Genomic DNA, 18,218 nt, shown 5'->3' on the forward strand with positions numbered 1-18,218 from the left:
TTAATCGCAACTGCAATGACATTCTGTCGGTCGAAAAAGACTTAAGCCTGAACATTACCCGCATTGATGGCGCTTACTATGCCCGTTGGGTCGGCGAAAAAAAAGCAGGAATTACCTGTTAATTTGATTCATGTAACCGATTAAGCCGCCGGGGCTGTCGCCGCCGATGGGAATTCACTACACTGGAGGCAGAGCTTCTGGAGAAGAAAATATGCGTTCATTCGGTGACTTACCGCGTACCGTGCTGGTTCTGGAAGGGCTGGGCATGCTGTTGTTGGTGCTGGCTTATCTAAGTATACATAGCCACGTTCAATTACCCGGCTGGTTGGCTTCACAGCAGGCGGCGGTGGGAATGATCTTCCTCGGCGTGGCGCTGATGGTGCCGGCGGCCGCATTTCTGGTTTGGCGGGTGGTGCAGGGATTTGGCCCATTGATGCGCGGTGGTCAGCCGCCGCAGAACGATCGGCGCAAGCCAGATACGCCTGAAGATAAAAACGACAGTGAGCCGCGTGCCTGAATAATGGCCACCGGAGACATACCTGCCAGACAGGGGCTTGCCTTTTTGGGGTGACGAGTGAAAATTGCCATTCTTTCGCGCGATGGAACGTTGTACTCATGTAAACGCTTGGTGGAGGCGGCGGAACAGCGCGGCCACAGCATCGAAGTTATCGATCCACTCTCTTGCTATATGAACATCAACCCGGCCGCGCCGACTATCCACTACCGCGGCCGCCAATTGGAGCGTTACGACGCGGTGATCCCGCGCATCGGCTCCGCCATGACCTTTTATGGCACTGCAGTGCTGCGCCAGTTTGAACTGTTGGGCAGTTATCCGCTTAATGAGTCGGTGGCGATCACTCGTGCGCGCGACAAGCTGCGTTCGCTGCAGTTGCTGGCACGGCAGGGGATCGATTTGCCGATCACCGGTTTTGCCCATTCGCCCGACGACACCGGCGATTTAATTGAACTGGTTGGCGGTGCGCCGCTGGTGGTCAAACTGGTGGAAGGCACGCAGGGCATTGGCGTAGTACTGGCGGAAACTCGCCAGGCGGCAGAAAGCGTGATTGATGCCTTTCGTGGCCTGAACGCTCATATTCTGGTGCAAGAATATATTCGCGAGGCGCAGGGCAGTGATGTGCGCTGTCTGGTGGTGGGGAGTAAGGTAGTAGCAGCCATTGAGCGCCAGGCCAAACCCGGGGAGTTTCGTTCCAATCTGCACCGGGGTGGCACCGCCCGCAAGGTAAGCATCACTGCCAAAGAGCGGGCGATTGCGGTCAAGGCCGCCACCACACTGGGGCTGGATGTCGCCGGGGTGGATATCCTGCGTGCGGCCCGTGGCCCGCTGGTGATGGAGGTCAATGCTTCACCGGGGTTGGAAGGGGTGGAAAGCACCACCGGGTTGGATATCGCCGGCAGGATGATCGAGTATATTGAGCAGCGCGGCAGGCCGGGTTTCAGGTTGAAATCTGGCGGATAAGTTTGCCGTAAAAAATTCGCCTTTCTGTGGCTGGAGTTGCGGCTTTTTATCGACCATATTTACCCTAATAGCGAATTAAGCCGCATTGATCGTGGCGTAGTGGGGCAATATTCCGTAAGCTATGCGCCTTTTCGCGTTTTGAATATTGTGAGGCTGGTATTATGGATTCACTCATTGTCCCTGATTTGGCGTTGTTGCGACGCTGGCTGGATCAATCGGGCATTTCATTCTTTGAGTGCGATTCCTGTCAGGCGCTGCACCTGCCGCACATGCAAAATTTCGATGGCGTGTTTGATGCCAAGCTCGATCTGGTCGACAACGTGATCCTGTTCTCCGCCCTGGCCGAAGTGAAGCCGACCGCACTGATCCCACTGGTGGCCGATCTTAGCCAGATCAACGCCAGTTCGCTGACCATCAAGGCGTTTGTTGATATTCAGGACGACAATCTGCCGAAGCTGATCGTTTGCCAGTCGCTGAGCATTGCCGTTGGCATCACGCTGGAGCAGTTCACCCACTTTATGCAGCAGGGCGAAGAGCAAATCTCGATGGTGATCCTCGAGGCGCGGGCGAACGATCTGCTGTTTATGGGTGACGAAGAAGATAACACGGCTGCCGCTGACCGCCTGCCAATGCTGCACTGATCCCCACTGTACATGATGCGTGCCGTCCCTCTGGCGGCATGCTGCCGTTATTCCCTTCCGCAATAATATATTCTGTGTTTTACCCTTTGCTGCCAGATATTCCTCTTCGTTTATGCCATTAATGGCGTATCACATACAGACAAACTGCATAAAAAATCGATAAAAGCAGGTTTTATCCCCGGAGGCTGGTGCGTTTTGGCAACAGCGGTTATGCTGCTGATTCTGCTAAGGGCTTGCGATTCCCCTGGTGACCATGCGGGCTGGGCAACTGAAAAAGGTGTATGCAATCAACTGCATAGACATTCAATCCGCGGTTGCAACGATTGCGCTCGATCAGGAAAGGTTTTGTATCGTTTGGCGGTACAAGTTCAATTCTATGATTCACCCCTGTTTTGGAGGAAGTTACGGATGGTCACCCTACGTAAAAAGTGGTTATCGGGTGTGGTTGCCGGCCTGCTGATGGCAGCAAGCGTCACGGCGTCAGCCGAGGAAAAAACGCTGCACATCTATAACTGGTCCGACTATATTGCGCCGGACACCTTAGCCAAATTCCAGAAAGAAACCGGCATTAAAGTGGTGTACGACGTCTTTGACTCCAACGAAGTGTTGGAAGGCAAACTGATGGCGGGCAGCACCGGTTATGATCTGGTCGTTCCTTCATCCAATTTCCTTGAGCGTCAGTCGAAGGCCGGCATTTTCGAGCCGCTCGACAAGAGCAAGATGCCGAACTACAAAAACCTTGATCCCGAGATGCTGCAACTGGTGGCGCACAATGACAAGGACAACAAGTACGGTATCCCTTATCTGATGGTGACCACCGGCATCGGCTATAACGTCGACAAGGTGAAGGCGGTACTGGGCAAAGACGCACCGGTTGACAGCTGGGATCTGATCCTCAAACCGGAAAATCTCGAGAAGTTGAAAAGCTGCGGCGTTTCCTTCCTGGATGCGCCAAGTGAGGTCTATGCCACCGTGCTGCACTACCTGGGCAAGGATCCCAACAGCACCAACGCGGCAGATTACACCGGTGCGGCCAACGATCTGTTGCTCAAGCTGCGGCCGAACATCCGTTATTTCCACTCTTCCCAGTACATCAACGATTTGGCAAACGGTGATATCTGCGTAGCGATCGGCTGGTCCGGCGACGTGATGCAGGCGGCCAATCGCGCCAAAGAAGCGAAGAACGGCGTGAACGTGGCCTATGCGATCCCGAAAGAGGGGGCGCTCACTTATTTTGACATGTTTGCCATGCCGGCGGATGCCAAAAACAAGGACGCTGCCTACCAGTTCCTGAACTTCCTGATGAAGCCTGATGTCATGGCGGGGATCAGTAACTTTGTGTATTACGCCAACGCGGTGAAGGACTCTACACCGCTGGTTAATGCCGAAGTCCGCAACAATCCGAACGTGTACCCACCGGCCGATCTGCGCGCCAAGCTGTTTACGCTGAACGTGCAGTCGCCGAAGCTGGATCGTGTGATTACCCGCGCCTGGACTAAAGTTAAAAGCGGACGCTAATACTCAGAGGGCGGCCGTTGGGCCGGTTTCAGGGTTGTTTTGACCGGCAGGCGGGTGCTCCCCGCCTGCATTGCCATTTTGGGCCATGGCAATCGCCGTGGTTTTTTGTACTGTTTACACCGGAGAGCACCCCGATTGAACGACGTCATCCCTCGTCCTCAAGCCAAGTCGCAGAAGGTCTTCACCCCTCTGCTGGAAATCCGTAACCTCACCAAAACCTTTGACGGCCAAAACGCGGTCGAAGACGTCAGCCTGACCATCTATAAGGGCGAAATATTCGCTTTGCTGGGGCCATCTGGCTGCGGGAAGTCGACGCTTTTACGCATGCTGGCCGGTTTTGAACAGCCGACGGAAGGGCAGATTGTGCTCGATGGGCAGGACATGTCGCATGTGCCGCCTTACCAGCGGCCGATCAATATGATGTTCCAGTCCTACGCGCTGTTCCCGCACATGACGGTAGAGCAAAACATCGCCTTCGGTCTGAAACAGGACAAAATGCCGCGTGCGGAAATCGCCGATCGGGTAGCGGAAATGCTGTCGCTGGTGCACATGCAGGAATTCGCCAAGCGTAAACCGCACCAGCTATCCGGTGGCCAACGCCAGCGGGTGGCACTGGCACGCAGCCTGGCCAAACGGCCGAAACTGCTGCTGCTGGATGAGCCGATGGGCGCATTGGATAAAAAACTGCGTGACCGCATGCAACTGGAAGTGACGGATATTCTTGAGCGGGTTGGCGTGACCTGCGTAATGGTCACCCATGACCAGGAAGAGGCGATGACCATGGCAGGGCGCATTGCCATCATGAACCGTGGCAAATTTGTACAGATCGGCGAACCGGAAGAGATCTACGAGCATCCGAACAGCCGTTTCAGCGCTGAATTTATCGGCTCGGTCAACGTTTTTGATTGTGTGCTGCAAGAGCGCCATGACGATGGCTTGATCCTGCAAAGTCCCGGTTTGCGCCATGCGATAAAGGTGGACTCCGATGCCTCGGTAGTGGACGGCGTGCCGATTCAGGTCGCCCTGCGGCCGGAAAAAATCATGCTGTGCGAAGAGGTTCCGCAGGACGGTTGCAACTTTGCGGTTGGGGAAGTGGCACATATCGCCTACCTCGGCGATCTGTCTATCTACCATGTGAAGTTGCTCAGCGGCCAGATTATTAGCGCCCAATTGCAAAACGGCCACCGTTTCCGCAAAGGGATGCCGACCTGGGGCGACGAAGTGCGCCTGTGCTGGGAAGCCGACAGCTGTGTCGTGTTGACGGTGTGAGTCGAGAAGGTGAGGAATAATCATTATGACAATGCTTGCTGAACACACACCACCGGAACCACCGGCCAAAGGGCCCGGCCCGTTAAAAGCCTTTTTCCAGCGCCTGCAGATGGCCCATGGCCGCAAGCTGGTGATCGCGGTGCCGCTGCTGTGGTTGACGCTGCTGTTCCTGCTGCCGTTCCTGATCGTGTTCAAGATCAGCCTGGCGGAACTGGCGTTGGCGGTCCCGCCCTACACTGACCTGATGAGCTGGGCAGAGGGTAAGCTGGACATCGCGCTCAATTTTGCCAACTACCTGCAACTGACCGACGATCCGCTGTATATAGACGCTTATCTGCAATCGCTGCAGGTGGCGGCGGTATCGACGGTTTGCTGTCTGGTCATCGGCTATCCGCTGGCCTGGGCGGTGGCGCACAGCAAATCCTCAACCCGCAATATTTTGCTGTTGTTGGTGATCCTGCCGTCGTGGACCTCGTTCCTGATCCGCGTTTACGCCTGGATGGGCATTCTGAAAAATAACGGCATCCTCAATAACTTCTTGTTATGGACCGGGGTGATCGATCAGCCGTTGGTGATCCTGCACACCAATCTGGCGGTGTATATCGGCGTGGTGTACTCCTACCTGCCGTTTATGGTGCTGCCGATTTATACCGCCCTGACGCGGTTGGACTATTCATTGGTGGAGGCGTCGCTGGATCTGGGGGCTAAACCGTTGAAAACCTTTTTCAGCGTGATTATGCCGCTGACCCGAGGCGGGATTATTGCCGGTTCTATGCTGGTGTTTATCCCGGCGGTCGGCGAATTCGTTATCCCGGAACTGCTGGGCGGGCCGGACAGTATTATGATCGGCAGGGTACTGTGGCAGGAGTTCTTTAATAACCGTGACTGGCCAGTAGCCTCGGCAGTGGCCACCGTCATGCTGCTGCTGTTGATCGTACCGATTCTCTGGTTCCACAAGCACCAGAACAAGGAAATAGGGGGGCAGGGATGAACAACTTGCCGGTAGTGCGCTCGCCGTGGCGTATCGCTATTTTGGTAGTGGGTTTCACCTTCTTGTATGCGCCGATGCTGATGCTGGTGATCTACTCGTTCAACAGTTCCAAACTGGTGACGGTGTGGGCCGGTTGGTCCACGCGCTGGTATACCGAGTTGTTCCATGATTCGGCGATGATCAGCGCCGTCGGGCTCAGCCTGACTATCGCCGCCGCCTCGGCGACCGCCGCGGTGGTGCTGGGGGCGATTGCGGCAGTGGTGATGGTCCGTTTTGGCCGTTTTCGTGGTTCAACCGGTTTTGCCTTTATGCTGACGGCACCGCTGGTTATGCCGGATGTGATCACCGGCCTGTCGTTGCTGCTGCTGTTTGTGGCGATGGGGCATGCCTTTGGTTGGCCGTCGGAACGGGGGATGTTTACCATCTGGCTGGCGCACGTCACTTTCTGTACTGCCTATGTTTCGGTGGTGATCAGCTCGCGCCTGCGTGAGTTGGATCGCTCTATCGAAGAGGCGGCGATGGATCTGGGCGCGACACCGCTGAAAGTGTTTTTCGTGATCACTCTGCCGATGATTGCACCGGCGCTGATCGCCGGTTGGATGCTGGCCTTTACCCTGTCGCTGGATGACCTGGTGATTGCCAGTTTCGTCGCCGGGCCGGGCGCGACCACCTTGCCGATGTTGGTGTTCTCCAGCGTACGAATGGGGGTTAATCCGGAAATTAACGCCCTGGCGAGTTTGATCCTGCTGGTGGTCGGCGTTATCGGCCTGATTGCATGGTGGTTTATGGCGCGCTCGGAAAAACAGCGATCGCGCGAATTACAAAAGGCTGCCCGTAGCTGAGTCTGATTAAACCTGCTATTTTTGCAATTATTGGTATTGCAATTGATTACCTGACTTTATATATGCCGCCTGAATAGGTTAATGCTGGTCACTTAAGTTGATATTGTTCCCTCTCCCGCTGGAGAGGGAAACGCCCACTTAAACGCGTCGTGCATCCTTAACCTGAACAGGTGGCGTTTTGTTGCGGAACATGGACATGTCAGACATGCTGAACAGCAGGCAGGGAATAAGAATGAATTCAGATGCGCCAGTGCCGGTGATGGTGGCCGGAACGGCGATGGTGGCTATCAAGTGTATCAGCGTGCTGTTGCTGTTGGGGGAACTGGGGGTCGATGGCGCTCAGGAGTTCGTCAGCACCAGCGCACAGGCCTGGGATTCCACCCTGATCTTTCTGGCTGGCCTGTTATTACTGTGCCTGCAAATCAGTTGCGGTTTTGCGGTGATGCGCGGCCGCAACTGGGGGCGTTGGGGTTTTGTGGCCTGCCAATGCCTGGTGGTTGGTTATCTGCTGTTGGCCACCATTGGCAGTTTTCTGCCGGAGGTCTTTACCGTTGAAGGTGAAACCAGCGGCCAAATCTTGCACATGCTGATCCTGCAAAAAATCCCCGATGTCGTCATTCTGGCATTATTGTTTGTTCCCGCTACCAGCCGCCGTTATTTCGCCGTGCGCAATTGAGATTTTAACGGCGTAGAGTGATAAACTCTGCGCCCTTAATTATTCACCCCGAACTCAGGGTTATCTTCATGCATTGCGCTTTGTATACGGCGGGCACCTGCCGTTCCTGTCAGTGGTTGGAAAAGCCGTACCCGCAGCAACTGACGGACAAACAGCATCATCTGCAATCACTGCTGAGCGACCGTGACGTTGCGCAGTGGCTAGAGCCGATCGCCGGCGAGCAGAGCGCATTTCGCAATAAAGCCAAAATGGTAGTCAGCGGCAGCGTAGAGCGTCCGCTACTGGGCATGCTGCATCGTGATGGCACGGCGGTGGATCTGAGCGCCTGTCCACTGTATCCCGCCAGTTTCTCGCCGATGTTTGATGTGCTGAAAAGTTTTATCGCCCGCGCCGGCCTGACGCCCTACAACGTGGCGCGTAAACGTGGCGAACTGAAGTACCTGTTACTGACTGAAAGTACCCACAGTGGTGGCGTAATGCTGCGCTTTGTACTTCGTTCAGACAGCAAGCTGGCGCAGCTGCGTGCCGCACTGCCGTGGCTGCAACAGCAGTTGCCGCAGCTCAGGGTGATTTCCGCCAATATTCAGCCGGTACATATGGCGATTATGGAAGGGGAGCGCGAGATCCCGCTGACCGAGCAACAGGCGCTGGAAGAGCAATTTAACCAGGTGCCGTTGTATATCCGCCCGCAAAGTTTCTTCCAGACCAATCCGCAGGTGGCCGCCGAGCTTTACGCCACCGCCCGTGACTGGGTAAGAGCGTTGGGCATCAATAGCATGTGGGATCTGTTCTGCGGTGTGGGTGGGTTTGGCCTGCATTGCGCGCTGCCGGAAACACGCCTGACCGGCATCGAAATTAGCGCCGAGGCGATTGCCTGCGCGCGCCAATCGGCGAAAACTCTGGGTTTGCAACACGTCGATTTCCAGGCGCTGGATTCTACCCGGTTCGCTACCGCCGAAGGCAGCGTGCCGCAACTGGTGCTGGTTAACCCGCCGCGACGCGGTATTGGCAAGGCACTGTGCGACTATCTGAACCAGATGGCACCGGGCTATATTCTGTATTCGAGCTGTAACGCCGAGAGCATGGCGAAAGACATTGAGATGTTGCCGGATTACCGCATCGAGCGCGTACAGCTGTTTGATATGTTCCCGCATACCGCCCATTACGAAGTACTGACGCTGCTGGTTCGTAATTAAAGGTTATAAGTCATCCAGATTGACCTTAATACGTTTGCCACTCATCCGTGAGCGGACTATTTCAGCGAGTTCAATATCCTCGAGGCATTCAGCAATGGCTTGCCAGGTCTCAGGAGAGACGTAATAACCGGAAATCTTCCCATTGGTAAGCACGGCAACGGGCTGTCCGTGGGCTTCTTTGAGTGCTGCGTTAGGTGATTTTTTAAAATCGCTGATGCTGACTGCTGAATCTGCCAGAATGGGCTGGACGATCATGATGTTTCCTTTGGTGTTATATTTAGTATCAAATTTAGCACCGAAAGGAACTGTGGACAATGCTTAGGTTTGGTAAACAAGGCGTGGCATTCCACGCCCCGAATAGCGCTTACTGCGGGAACCACTTGTCGTTAATGGCTTTGTAGGTGCCGTCGGCCTTAATGGCGTCCAGCGCACTGTTGAGCTTGGCCAGCAGCGCCTGATTGTCCGGCCGTACCGCAATACCCAGACCGGTACCGAAGTATTGTGCATCGGTAACGTGTTCACCGACCGGAGCCAACTGAGGGTTGTTCTTCAGCCACTCATTCACCACGGCGGTATCACCGAATACGCCGTCAATACGGCCATTTTTCAACTCGAGAATGGCGTTCTGATAGCTGTCGTAAGAGACGGTGTTAATCTCCGGGTGCTTGTCCTGCATGTATTTCTGGTGGGTGGTACCGTTCTCCATGCCGACCTTTTTCCCTTTCAGATCCGCCAGCGAACTGAATTTGCCTTTTTCGGCAATCACAATTGCCGAGTTGGCATAATAGGGCTGAGTGAAGGCAACTTGCTTGCTGCGCTCTGGCGTGATGTCCATACCGGAGATCACCGCGTCGTATTTCTTGAATTTAAGCGCGGCGATCAGGCTGTCGAACGCCTGGTTGGTGAAGGTACATTCGGCCTTCATTTGTTTGCACAGCGCGTTAGCCAGATCGATATCAAAACCCACGATCTTGTTGTTGGCATCCAGCGACTCAAACGGCGGGTAGGTGGCGGAAGCGGCGAAACGAATGGTCTCGGCTGCGCTGGCGTTAAAGGCGATGCCTGCTAATACCGTGGCGGCCAGCAATAGTTTTTTCATGCTTAAAGCTCCTGTCTGCAAGACTGCGTGTTTTTATCTCGTCACCGCTTGATTTTACTGACAATAACCCAGAGGTTTTGGCGGCTGTCGGTCGGTGTTAACCCTGCCATTTAATGAATTAATATGCAATATAAATGATTAAAAATTTGTTCTGGGTGTAAAAAAGCCCCGCACGGTGGCAGGGCTTTGAGAGTATCGCTCTACTGACTCAGTTGCGGCGTTCAAACGCCAATGCACGGCGCTCGACCAGACGCATCAGCAGCGTCAGCAAGCCGTTGACGCACAGATACACCAACCCGGCCGCACCAAACACCATCACGTCGTAGGTACGGCCATACATCAGCTGGCTGTAGCCCATGACTTCCATCAGGGTGATGGTATAGGCCAGCGAGGTACTTTTGAACACCAGCACCACTTCGTTGGAGTAAGACGACAGCGCACGCTTGAAGGCGAATGGCAGCAGGATACGCAGCGACTGCGAACGCGACATGCCGAGCGCTTCACAAGATTGCCACTGACCGGCCGGTATCGCCCGTACCGCACCGTAAAACAGTTGGGTGGTATAGGCGGCGCTGTTCAGCGCCAATGCGATCATCGCACACAGCCACGGCTGCGACAGCAAGTTCCATAACCACGGATACTCGCGGATCGCCGGGAACTGACCGGGGCCGTAGTAGATCAGGAAGATCTGCACCAGCAGCGGCGTACCGGTGAACAGGGTGATATAGATTTTTACCAGCGGCGTCAGGATCGGCGTTTTCAGCGTCAGGATCACCGTCAGCACCAGCGACAGCACCAGCGCCACGATCAGCGCGGTGATGGTCAGCGTCAGGCTGGTGTGCAGCCCTTTGATAATTTCCGGCAAGAACTCAAACATCAGGCTGGCCCCCGCTCAAAACGCGTGGTGCGCAGTTCGATGCGTTTAATGATGTACTGACTGATCAGGGTGACCACCAGGTAAATCGCCGCCGCAATCACGTACCAGGTAAAAGGCTCCTGGGTGCGGGTGGCAATGCTTTTGGTTTGCAGCATCAGATCGTTAACGCTGATCAGTGACACCAGCGCGGTATCCTTCAGCAATACCAGCCACTGGTTGCCAAGACCGGGTAGCGCGTGACGCCACATTTGCGGCATGATCAGGCGAAAGAAAATTGCCGCGGTGCTCATTCCCAGTGCCTGACCGGATTCCCATTGCCCCTGCGGCACGGCCTTCAGCGCGCCACGCAGCGTTTGCGACGCATAGGCTGAATAGAGCAGGGCGAGAGCAATGACGCCGCACAGGAACGGGCTGACTTCAAAGTTATCAATCGCCAGTTGGATCGGCAGTTGGAACAGACCAAGGTTCAGGGTGAAGCCATCGGACAGCATCAACAACAGCTGCGATGAGCCGAAATAGATGAACAGCACCACCAGAATTTCCGGCAGGCCGCGCAACAGAGTGACCCAGGCGGTGCCGAGCCAGCTAACCACTTTCCAGCGTGATGACTCCCAGACGGCAAACAGCATCGCCAGGATCAGCCCAAGGATAAGGGCACAAACGGCAAGGCCGACGGTCATCCCGGCGGCGCTTGCTAAAGGTTGAATTTCATTCATCAGAGTGATTACTGCTGGAACCATTTTTTGTAGATGGTTTCGTAAGTCCCATCCTGTTTGATCTTGTCCAGAGCGGCGTTGAACTTGCCCTGCAGATCGGTATTTTTCTGGCGAACGGCAATGCCCAGGCCGGTACCGAAGTAGTCTTTATCGGTCACTTTGTCGCCCACGGCGGCCAGTGCCGCGTTTTGTTTCAGCCATTCGTTGACCACCGCAGTGTCACCGAATACCGCATCGACGCGGCCATTTTTCAGATCCAGAATGGCGTTCTGATAGCTGTCGTAAGGCACGGTGGTGATTTCCGGATGCTTATCGGTCAGGTATTTCTGGTGAGTGGTACCGTTCTGCACGCCCACTTTCTTGCCTTTCAACGCAGCGACGTCAGCCACTTTGCCTTTCTGGGCAACAAACAGCGCGGAGTTGTCGTAATACGGCTTGGTAAACAGCACCTGCTTTTCACGCTCAGGCGTGATGTCCATACCGGCCATCACCGCGTCGAAGCGCTTGAACTTCAGGCTTGGGATCAGGCTGTCAAAGGCCTGATTGGTGAAGGTACACTCGGCCTGCATCTCTTTACACAGCGCATTGGCCAGATCGACATCAAAGCCCTGGATCTTGTTGCCGGCGTCAATAAATTCAAATGGAGGATAAGAAGCTTCGGTAGCGAAACGGATGGTTTCGGCTGCAGAGGCGGAAACGCTGATGCCGGCCAGAACGGCGGCGATTATTAGTTTTTTCATCGCAAACTCCCCAAATTACAGCAAGTAAAATTGTTAGTGTGATAAGTAATTGGCAAACTCGGTGGTCTGTGGATTCTTGAAGTGGCTGGCATCGCCTTGTTCCACCACGTGGCCGTTTTCCATGTACACCACGCGGCTGGCGGTTTTACGCGCCACTTCCACCTCGTGGGTCACGATCACCTGGGTGATCCCGGTGCCGGCCAATTCGCGAATGATGCTGACGATTTGGGCGGTGATCTCCGGATCCAGCGCGGCGGTCGGTTCATCAAACAGCAATACCTGCGGTTCCATCATCAGCGCACGGGCAATGGCCACACGCTGTTGCTGGCCACCGGATAGGTGCAGCGGGAAACGATCGGCAAAGTCGGTCAGACGCAGGCGCTTGAGCAGTTTGTCGGCACGCTCCATCGCCTGAGCCTTGGTCAGGCCCAGCACGCGGCAAGGCGCTTCGATCAGGTTTTGCACCACGGTGAGGTGAGGCCAGAGATTGTATTGCTGGAATACCATGCCGACGTTCTGCCGCAGCTCGCGAATGGCTTTTTCGCCCGGAGCCTGCTTAAAGTCGAATTGGTTACCGGCGATCTGCAACTGGCCCGAACGCGGCATTTCCAACAGGTTCAACACCCGCAATAACGAGCTTTTCCCCGCGCCGCTTGGACCCAGCAGCACTAAGGTTTCCCCTGCTGGGCAATCCAGCGTGATGTCAAACAGCGCCTGATGTGCGCCGTAATAGCAATTGATACCGTTAAGTTGAATGCTCATGCGCCAGAATTGAATAGATATTGATGCCGCGAATGTTAACTTCCACAGAATACTTATGCAATCTTTGTGCGTTAAAATTTATTACTGCGCGGCAGAATAGTAAAAGAATAGCACAAGATACCGCGAGTCAGGTTCGAAGGGGGGATTTGTCGTGCATGCTGTGAGGCAGGTAGCGAAATTTCTCAAATTGAACAAATATTGCGCGTAATCAAGGCATTTATCTAACCACCGGTACCCAGGGGCACCGGTGGTTGAGTTGGCTTACTGGTTTTCCAATACCTGACGCAGCGTACCGCTGGCAGCGTGCGGTGGCACGTTCAGATAGCGGATATCGTCCACGACCCAACAGGTGCCTTCGCGCACCATCAGCACTTCATCCTGCCAGTTGACTGCGCTGCCACCGTCTTTCTGGTAGCTGAGTTGAACGCGCAACGGGATATTTTTGGCATCGGTATTAGGAATGGTCGACGCGCTGGCGACGGTGGCGCTGGTCGGCCCCTGAGCATTGCCGGTAAACAGATCGCCGGTGACCTGATGTTTGCCCGGATTCTGGTTAGCAGTTACCAGATCCTGGTACAGCACTTTACTCAGGTAAGGCTGCAATTGCGCCAGACGGTTGCTGTCCGGCAGGGTAGTACCGGCACCTTGTTGCAGGCGCAAGTCGTAAAATTTCTGGGCCACCGCATCCGGGCCGCCTTCCACACAACCGCCGGTACGGGTGCCGATATCCTTGAATGCCGGTTCAACGGTGGTGCAGGCACTCAGTAACAGCGCTAAGGGAAAAACAGCCGCAATCGTTTTTGTTTTCATCTCATTACCTTATGTGAAAGTCTCTACCATGAAGACCACTAGCCTACAGTATAAATGCGATTTCTGGCCTTGCATTCGTAGTGCGTGCCATTTCAATACAGAACATAATGCTAAAACGATGGTCAGATAAATGCCATGAATCAATCAGCAAGGAGTTTTAATGCAGCTTTCAACCACCCCGACCCTGGAAGGGTTTACCATTACCGAGTACTGCGGCGTTGTCACCGGCGAGGCAATTTTGGGTGCCAATATTTTCCGTGATTTCTTTGCCGGCGTGCGTGACATTGTCGGCGGCCGTTCCGGGGCCTATGAGAAAGAGCTGCGTAAAGCGCGTCTGATCGCCTTCAAGGAACTGGAAGAGCAGGCAAAAGAGTTGGGCGCCAACGCAGTGGTCGGGATTGATATCGATTACGAAACCGTGGGTAAAGACAGCAGCATGCTGATGGTGACCGTCAGCGGCACCGCAGTGAAAGTCAGTCGTTAATCCCTTCTTTCACGCCCCGGTAATCTCCGGGGCGTCATAATGATGAGGCTGGCATCTCTGTCATCATTTATTGAATAACTTGATTATTGGATGCAAGTTAATCAATCCGGGTAACAAATTCGGCGTATCTAACACAGGAGGGATTCGTGAAAATTTGGCCAGGGATATTTGCCGTGGCGCTGCTCGCAGGCTGCCAAAGCGTGCCGCAGAACACTATCGTCGATCATGGTGGCTATCAGCTAGAAACGCTGCATCAGGCCCAGGGCGCAGACCAGCGCATTCGTTTTCTGGTGATGCATTACACCGCCGAAGACTTCCACTCCTCATTGAAAACCCTGACGGATGAACACGTCAGTGCGCATTATCTGTTACCGGCGCACCCGCCGTTGGCTCAGGGCAAACCGGTGGCATTTCAACTGGTGCCGGAAGCTCTGCGAGCATGGCATGCCGGGGCCAGCAGTTGGCGCGGCAGAACCAACCTCAATGACACCTCGATCGGTATTGAGATCGTCAATCGCGGGTTCAACCAAACCCTGCTGTTTACCCACTGGCAGCCCTATACGCCACAGCAAATTGCCCTGTTGATCCCACTGAGCCGCGATATTATTCAGCGATACGGCATTCAGCCGACGGACGTGGTAGGGCACAGCGATATTGCGCCGCAGCGCAAGCAGGATCCCGGTCCGTTATTCCCCTGGCAGCAACTGGCGCAGGCGGGCATAGGTGCCTGGCCGGATGAGGGGCAGGTGCAGAAACTATTGGGCGGGCGGGATAAGCATGCCGAAGTGCCGCTGGAGCCATTGATGGCCAAGCTGGCGAGTTACGGTTACGGCATGGATGCGCGCTGGGATGTCAGGCAGCAAAAAAACGTGCTGGCGGCGTTTCAGATGCATTTCCGGCCCAGCGATTATCGCGGTGAGCCGGATGCGGAGAGTGAGGCGATTGTCGATGCGCTGTTGCTGAAATACGGAGCCGCCCGTTAATTACAGGCCGTGCAGCTTGCCGTGATCCTTCAGCCAGCGGGCGGTACGCGAGATACCTTCATCCAGCGAAATAATTGGCCGGTAATCCAGCTCTTGCTGGGCACGTGTGGTGTCCAGCGTCAGATCAAAATTGAGCTTGGCGACGCCATAGTGGGTCAGTACCGGCTCTTTTTCACTTTTGCTGCCGAGCTTTTCCATGCCACGCGCCATCATGTCGAGCATTGGGTAGGGGACCGAGCGGATCCGACACTTCATGCCCAACTCGTCGATCAACTGCTGCACCACGCTGCGTAGCTGACGCGGCTGCTGGTTGGTGATGTTATAGGCGCGGCCCGACGGGGTATTTTCTTTCTGGGTCGCCAGCCACATGGCGTGCACTGCGTTTTCCAGATAGGTCATGTCCACCAGCGCGGCACCGCCGCGTGGCAGCAGCAGGTTGCCGTAGCGTTTGATCATCTGTAACAGGCGCGGCAGCATCACCTTGTCGTGCGGTCCGAACAATCCCTGTGGGCGCAGAATAGTGAAGTGGGTCTGTGGGTTGGACAGCGCCAACTGTTGGATCACTTGTTCACCGGCGGCCTTGCTGCGGGCAAACTCGTTGGCATAGCGTACAGGGCGGAAGTCTTCGGTAACATTGCGATGGTGATGATAGTCGAAGTAAACCGCCGGCGAAGAGATATGGATAAACTGCGAAACGCCGTAGGCCGCCGCCCATTCGCCCAGGCGACGGGTGGCGCGCACGTTGGCCAGTTCAAAGGCTTCTTCGGTGCCCCAGGGGGAAGTGAAACTGGAGCAGTGCCACAGCACGTCCACATCGGCCAGCATGGCTTTGGCCTGCGATGAGATCAGATTGGTGAGATCGGCATGAATGAATTCCGCACCCATTTTTTCCAGCAGACTGCCCATCGCCTGGCTGCGACCGGTGGCGCGCACTTTAATGCCCTGACGGCGCAGATATTCAACGGCGTTACGGCCTAACCCACTGGTTGCACCGGTGACCAATACCTTCATAACGAACTCTATTCTCACCAAAAATCAGAATGCTGACGGCCTTCAGCGGCGCTACAGCAAATAAGATGCCATTCTTCCGTTATTTCGTGCTCTATGCAATCGGAAAGGGCCTAACCGCAGCAGCAAAGTGTGCGGTTGATCGACAAATAAGCGATGGTCAGGGCATATTGCGCGGATGCTCTTCGGCCAGTTTGGCAATACGCCGGGCCATACCGCGAAAAATAAACAGATGAGCGGGCATCATGGCGAACCAATACAGCAGCCCGCTAAACCCGGCGGGGTGCCACCAGGCCCGTACGTCCAGGGTACGATGGTCGCCGTGATCCTTGATAGTGAAAGCGAGGCGGCCCAGGCCGGGGGCTTTCATGCCAAACAGCAGTGCCAATAGCCGCTGTGGTTTGAGAGTGATCACCTTCCAGCCGTCGACGACGTCGCCAACCTCCAGCGTGTCGCGCTGCGGACGGCCATAAACCACGCGATTGCCAATCATATCGTCCATACGTGCGCGGATCTGCCACAGGATATTGGCGTAAAAATAGCCCTCTTTGCCCCCCAGTTGCTGCACCGTATGCCACAGGGCCTGGCTGGATGCCTGGGTTTCTATCGAGCAACCCGCCTGCTTCGGATAAAAACCATAGCCCGGCCGCCAGCGCGCCCGCGCTTCCGGGTCGTAACCCCAGTCGGCGGAATCGACCACTTCCTCCTCACGCCGCAGGGTGGCCGTCACCGCCTGATCGAAGGTTTGCAGCGTCTGCGGGATTAACGCCTGTAGCGGTTTGCCGTCGGCGGGCAGATCGTGGTTCAACCCCTGGATCAGCGCGTTGGCGATAGACGTGGGCACCGAAGTGATCATGCTGATAAACCAAACCGAGATAAATCGGGTCGGCAGCGGGATTGGGATCAGCCAACGTTTCTTGCCGCTGATGGCGATAAAGCGTTCAAACATGGTCTGGTAGCTGATGTACTCCGGGCCGGCGACGTCAAAAATGCGGTTTTCTTCCGCCGGATGTGCCAACAGATCGGCCAGATACACCAGCAGGTTTTCCAACGCCACCGGTGAAGATTTGGAACGTACCCAGCGCGGTGGCGTAAGCACCGGCAGGTTGTAGACCATATCGCGCATGATTTCGAACGCGGCCGAGCCGGGGCCGACAATAATACTGGCTCTTAGCTCGGTGACGGGAACACCGCTCTGACGCAGGATCTCTCCGGTCAGCTTGCGTGCCACCAGGTGTGGCGAGCTGTCGCCCTCTGGTTGCAATGCGCCGAGAAAAATGACCTGTTTGACGCTGGAATTGCGCAGCGCGTCACGCAGGTTTTCAGCGGCCTGGCGTTCCTTTTCAATAAAATCATCGCCGTCGCCCATACCGTGGATCAGATAATAAACCGCGTCGATCTCCCACAGCGCGGCGGCCAGGGTTTCCGGCCGGTAAACGTCGACATATTGGCAGTTAACCTGCGGCCAGTGCTGTTCCTGCAGCCATTCGATGCGACGCGCGGCGGCGGTAATGTGATGTCCCTGTTCAATCAGGTGGGGGATCAGGTTTTGGCCGATATAGCCGCTGGCCCCAAGAACCAGTACGCGTTGAGCTGTCATTAGCGCCGCCTTTGCGGTGAAAGTCTGTTTAGCATAGTCACAGGATGCCAAACTCGTGGTTTAAATGCACTTTTTGTGTGGTTATGCGGGCATTGCATCCGCTGACGGGGGGCGTCACACTATCCGCCGTTTGTCTGCGTTAAGCCGGAAGATATGAAACTCAATGTTGTTTGTTATGCCCTGTTGGGACTGGCGCTGATCGCCAGTTTGTTTTTCTTGCATCCGATCTGGATGTGGTGGTTGTTGGCTAACCTGCTGACGCTGGTGGTCTACGGTGCGGATAAGTTTGCTGCACGCAGAAGCTGGCAGCGGGTGCCGGAAAGCACGCTGCTGGTGTTCGGGCTGGTGGGCGGTTGGATGGGAGCGATAGTTGCGCAGCAGGTCTTTCGCCATAAAACCCAGAAACAGCCGTTCAAAACCTGGTTTATCGTCAGCGTGGTGCTGAATATTGTGGCGACGCTGGCGATTTGGTACTGGGTCTATGGCCGCTGGATACTTTGAGACGGGGCGCGTTGACGCCCCGTACAGA

The 18,218-nt window shown here is 55.4% G+C and carries 21 protein-coding genes; 12 read left to right on the forward strand and 9 right to left on the reverse strand.

Annotated features, from left to right (window positions below; genetic code table 11):
- The first annotated feature begins 211 nt into the window (after positions 1-211).
- The 9 genes from M2406_RS01805 (at position 212) to rlmC (ending at position 8,610) form a co-directional block, all read left to right on the forward strand.
- A complete protein-coding gene (locus tag M2406_RS01805; protein ID WP_017892227.1) occupies positions 212-517 on the forward strand; it encodes a YbjC family protein in 306 nt (101 codons plus the stop codon).
- A gap of 57 nt (positions 518-574) precedes the next feature.
- Positions 575-1,477 carry a 30S ribosomal protein S6--L-glutamate ligase gene (gene rimK / locus M2406_RS01810; protein WP_012006076.1) on the forward strand — a complete coding sequence of 301 codons (903 nt, stop codon included), beginning with the start codon at positions 575-577 and terminating at the stop codon, positions 1,475-1,477.
- A gap of 161 nt (positions 1,478-1,638) precedes the next feature.
- A complete protein-coding gene (locus M2406_RS01815) occupies positions 1,639-2,118 on the forward strand; it encodes a YbjN domain-containing protein (protein WP_017892229.1) in 480 nt (159 codons plus the stop codon).
- Between the two features lie 408 nt (positions 2,119-2,526).
- The gene (potF, locus tag M2406_RS01820) at positions 2,527-3,636 is read left to right on the forward strand and encodes a spermidine/putrescine ABC transporter substrate-binding protein PotF (protein WP_012006078.1); all 1,110 of its coding nucleotides are present in this window, start codon (positions 2,527-2,529) and stop codon (positions 3,634-3,636) included.
- A gap of 135 nt (positions 3,637-3,771) precedes the next feature.
- On the forward strand, positions 3,772-4,905 hold the full coding sequence (gene potG / locus M2406_RS01825; RefSeq protein WP_012006079.1) for a putrescine ABC transporter ATP-binding subunit PotG: 1,134 nt from the start codon (positions 3,772-3,774) through the stop codon (positions 4,903-4,905).
- Positions 4,906-4,930: 25 nt separating this feature from the next.
- Complete coding sequence (gene potH, locus M2406_RS01830; RefSeq protein WP_017892230.1) at positions 4,931-5,896, forward strand: putrescine ABC transporter permease PotH; 966 nt, start codon at positions 4,931-4,933, stop codon at positions 5,894-5,896.
- Positions 5,893-6,738, forward strand: a complete 846-nt coding sequence (potI, locus tag M2406_RS01835; protein ID WP_012006081.1) for a putrescine ABC transporter permease PotI — start codon at positions 5,893-5,895, stop codon at positions 6,736-6,738. Before potH ends, potI begins: the two co-directional genes overlap by 4 nt.
- Before the next feature lie 196 nt (positions 6,739-6,934).
- Positions 6,935-7,414, forward strand: coding sequence for a YbjO family protein (locus M2406_RS01840; protein WP_041418514.1), 480 nt, complete (start codon positions 6,935-6,937; stop codon positions 7,412-7,414).
- 68 nt (positions 7,415-7,482) lie between these two features.
- Positions 7,483-8,610 (forward strand): 23S rRNA (uracil(747)-C(5))-methyltransferase RlmC, encoded by a 1,128-nt coding sequence (rlmC, locus tag M2406_RS01845; RefSeq protein ID WP_259188273.1) that lies wholly within the window; start codon positions 7,483-7,485, stop codon positions 8,608-8,610.
- A gap of 3 nt (positions 8,611-8,613) precedes the next feature.
- Here the strand turns inward: rlmC and M2406_RS01850 are convergent, their stop codons facing one another.
- From M2406_RS01850 to M2406_RS01880, 7 genes are all read right to left on the reverse strand, one after another.
- Entirely contained in the window at positions 8,614-8,865 is a 252-nt protein-coding gene (locus M2406_RS01850; RefSeq protein ID WP_012006084.1) for a prevent-host-death protein, read from the reverse strand.
- A gap of 109 nt (positions 8,866-8,974) precedes the next feature.
- Positions 8,975-9,709 carry an arginine ABC transporter substrate-binding protein gene (gene artJ, locus M2406_RS01855; RefSeq protein WP_012006085.1) on the reverse strand — a complete coding sequence of 245 codons (735 nt, stop codon included), beginning with the start codon at positions 9,707-9,709 and terminating at the stop codon, positions 8,975-8,977.
- Between the two features lie 208 nt (positions 9,710-9,917).
- On the reverse strand, positions 9,918-10,586 hold the full coding sequence (artM, locus tag M2406_RS01860) for an arginine ABC transporter permease ArtM (protein WP_012006086.1): 669 nt from the start codon (positions 10,584-10,586) through the stop codon (positions 9,918-9,920).
- Complete coding sequence (gene artQ / locus M2406_RS01865; protein WP_017892234.1) at positions 10,586-11,302, reverse strand: arginine ABC transporter permease ArtQ; 717 nt, start codon at positions 11,300-11,302, stop codon at positions 10,586-10,588. The genes artM and artQ overlap by 1 nt, the downstream gene beginning before the upstream one ends.
- Before the next feature lie 8 nt (positions 11,303-11,310).
- Positions 11,311-12,042, reverse strand: coding sequence for an arginine ABC transporter substrate-binding protein (gene artJ / locus M2406_RS01870; protein ID WP_012006088.1), 732 nt, complete (start codon positions 12,040-12,042; stop codon positions 11,311-11,313).
- 33 nt (positions 12,043-12,075) lie between these two features.
- On the reverse strand, positions 12,076-12,804 hold the full coding sequence (gene artP, locus M2406_RS01875) for an arginine ABC transporter ATP-binding protein ArtP (protein WP_012006089.1): 729 nt from the start codon (positions 12,802-12,804) through the stop codon (positions 12,076-12,078).
- Positions 12,805-13,065: 261 nt separating this feature from the next.
- Positions 13,066-13,614: a lipoprotein gene (locus tag M2406_RS01880; RefSeq protein WP_012006090.1), complete on the reverse strand. Its 549-nt coding sequence runs from the start codon at positions 13,612-13,614 to the stop codon at positions 13,066-13,068.
- A gap of 160 nt (positions 13,615-13,774) precedes the next feature.
- Here M2406_RS01880 and M2406_RS01885 point away from each other — a divergent pair, with 160 nt between their 5' ends.
- Positions 13,775-14,098: a heavy metal-binding domain-containing protein gene (locus M2406_RS01885; RefSeq protein ID WP_012006091.1), complete on the forward strand. Its 324-nt coding sequence runs from the start codon at positions 13,775-13,777 to the stop codon at positions 14,096-14,098.
- Between the two features lie 146 nt (positions 14,099-14,244).
- Positions 14,245-15,081 (forward strand): N-acetylmuramoyl-L-alanine amidase, encoded by an 837-nt coding sequence (locus M2406_RS01890; protein WP_259188281.1) that lies wholly within the window; start codon positions 14,245-14,247, stop codon positions 15,079-15,081.
- Here the strand turns inward: M2406_RS01890 and M2406_RS01895 are convergent, their stop codons facing one another.
- A complete protein-coding gene (locus M2406_RS01895) occupies positions 15,082-16,092 on the reverse strand; it encodes an NAD(P)-dependent oxidoreductase (protein ID WP_259188282.1) in 1,011 nt (336 codons plus the stop codon).
- Between the two features lie 157 nt (positions 16,093-16,249).
- On the reverse strand, positions 16,250-17,689 hold the full coding sequence (locus M2406_RS01900; protein ID WP_259188283.1) for an SDR family oxidoreductase: 1,440 nt from the start codon (positions 17,687-17,689) through the stop codon (positions 16,250-16,252).
- Positions 17,690-17,842: 153 nt separating this feature from the next.
- Here M2406_RS01900 and M2406_RS01905 point away from each other — a divergent pair, with 153 nt between their 5' ends.
- A complete protein-coding gene (locus tag M2406_RS01905) occupies positions 17,843-18,190 on the forward strand; it encodes a DUF1294 domain-containing protein (RefSeq protein WP_259188285.1) in 348 nt (115 codons plus the stop codon).
- The last annotated feature ends 28 nt before the right edge of the window (positions 18,191-18,218 follow it).

Source organism: Serratia sp. BIGb0163 (genome assembly GCF_024809935.1).
Taxonomy (GTDB): domain Bacteria; phylum Pseudomonadota; class Gammaproteobacteria; order Enterobacterales; family Enterobacteriaceae; genus Serratia; species Serratia quinivorans.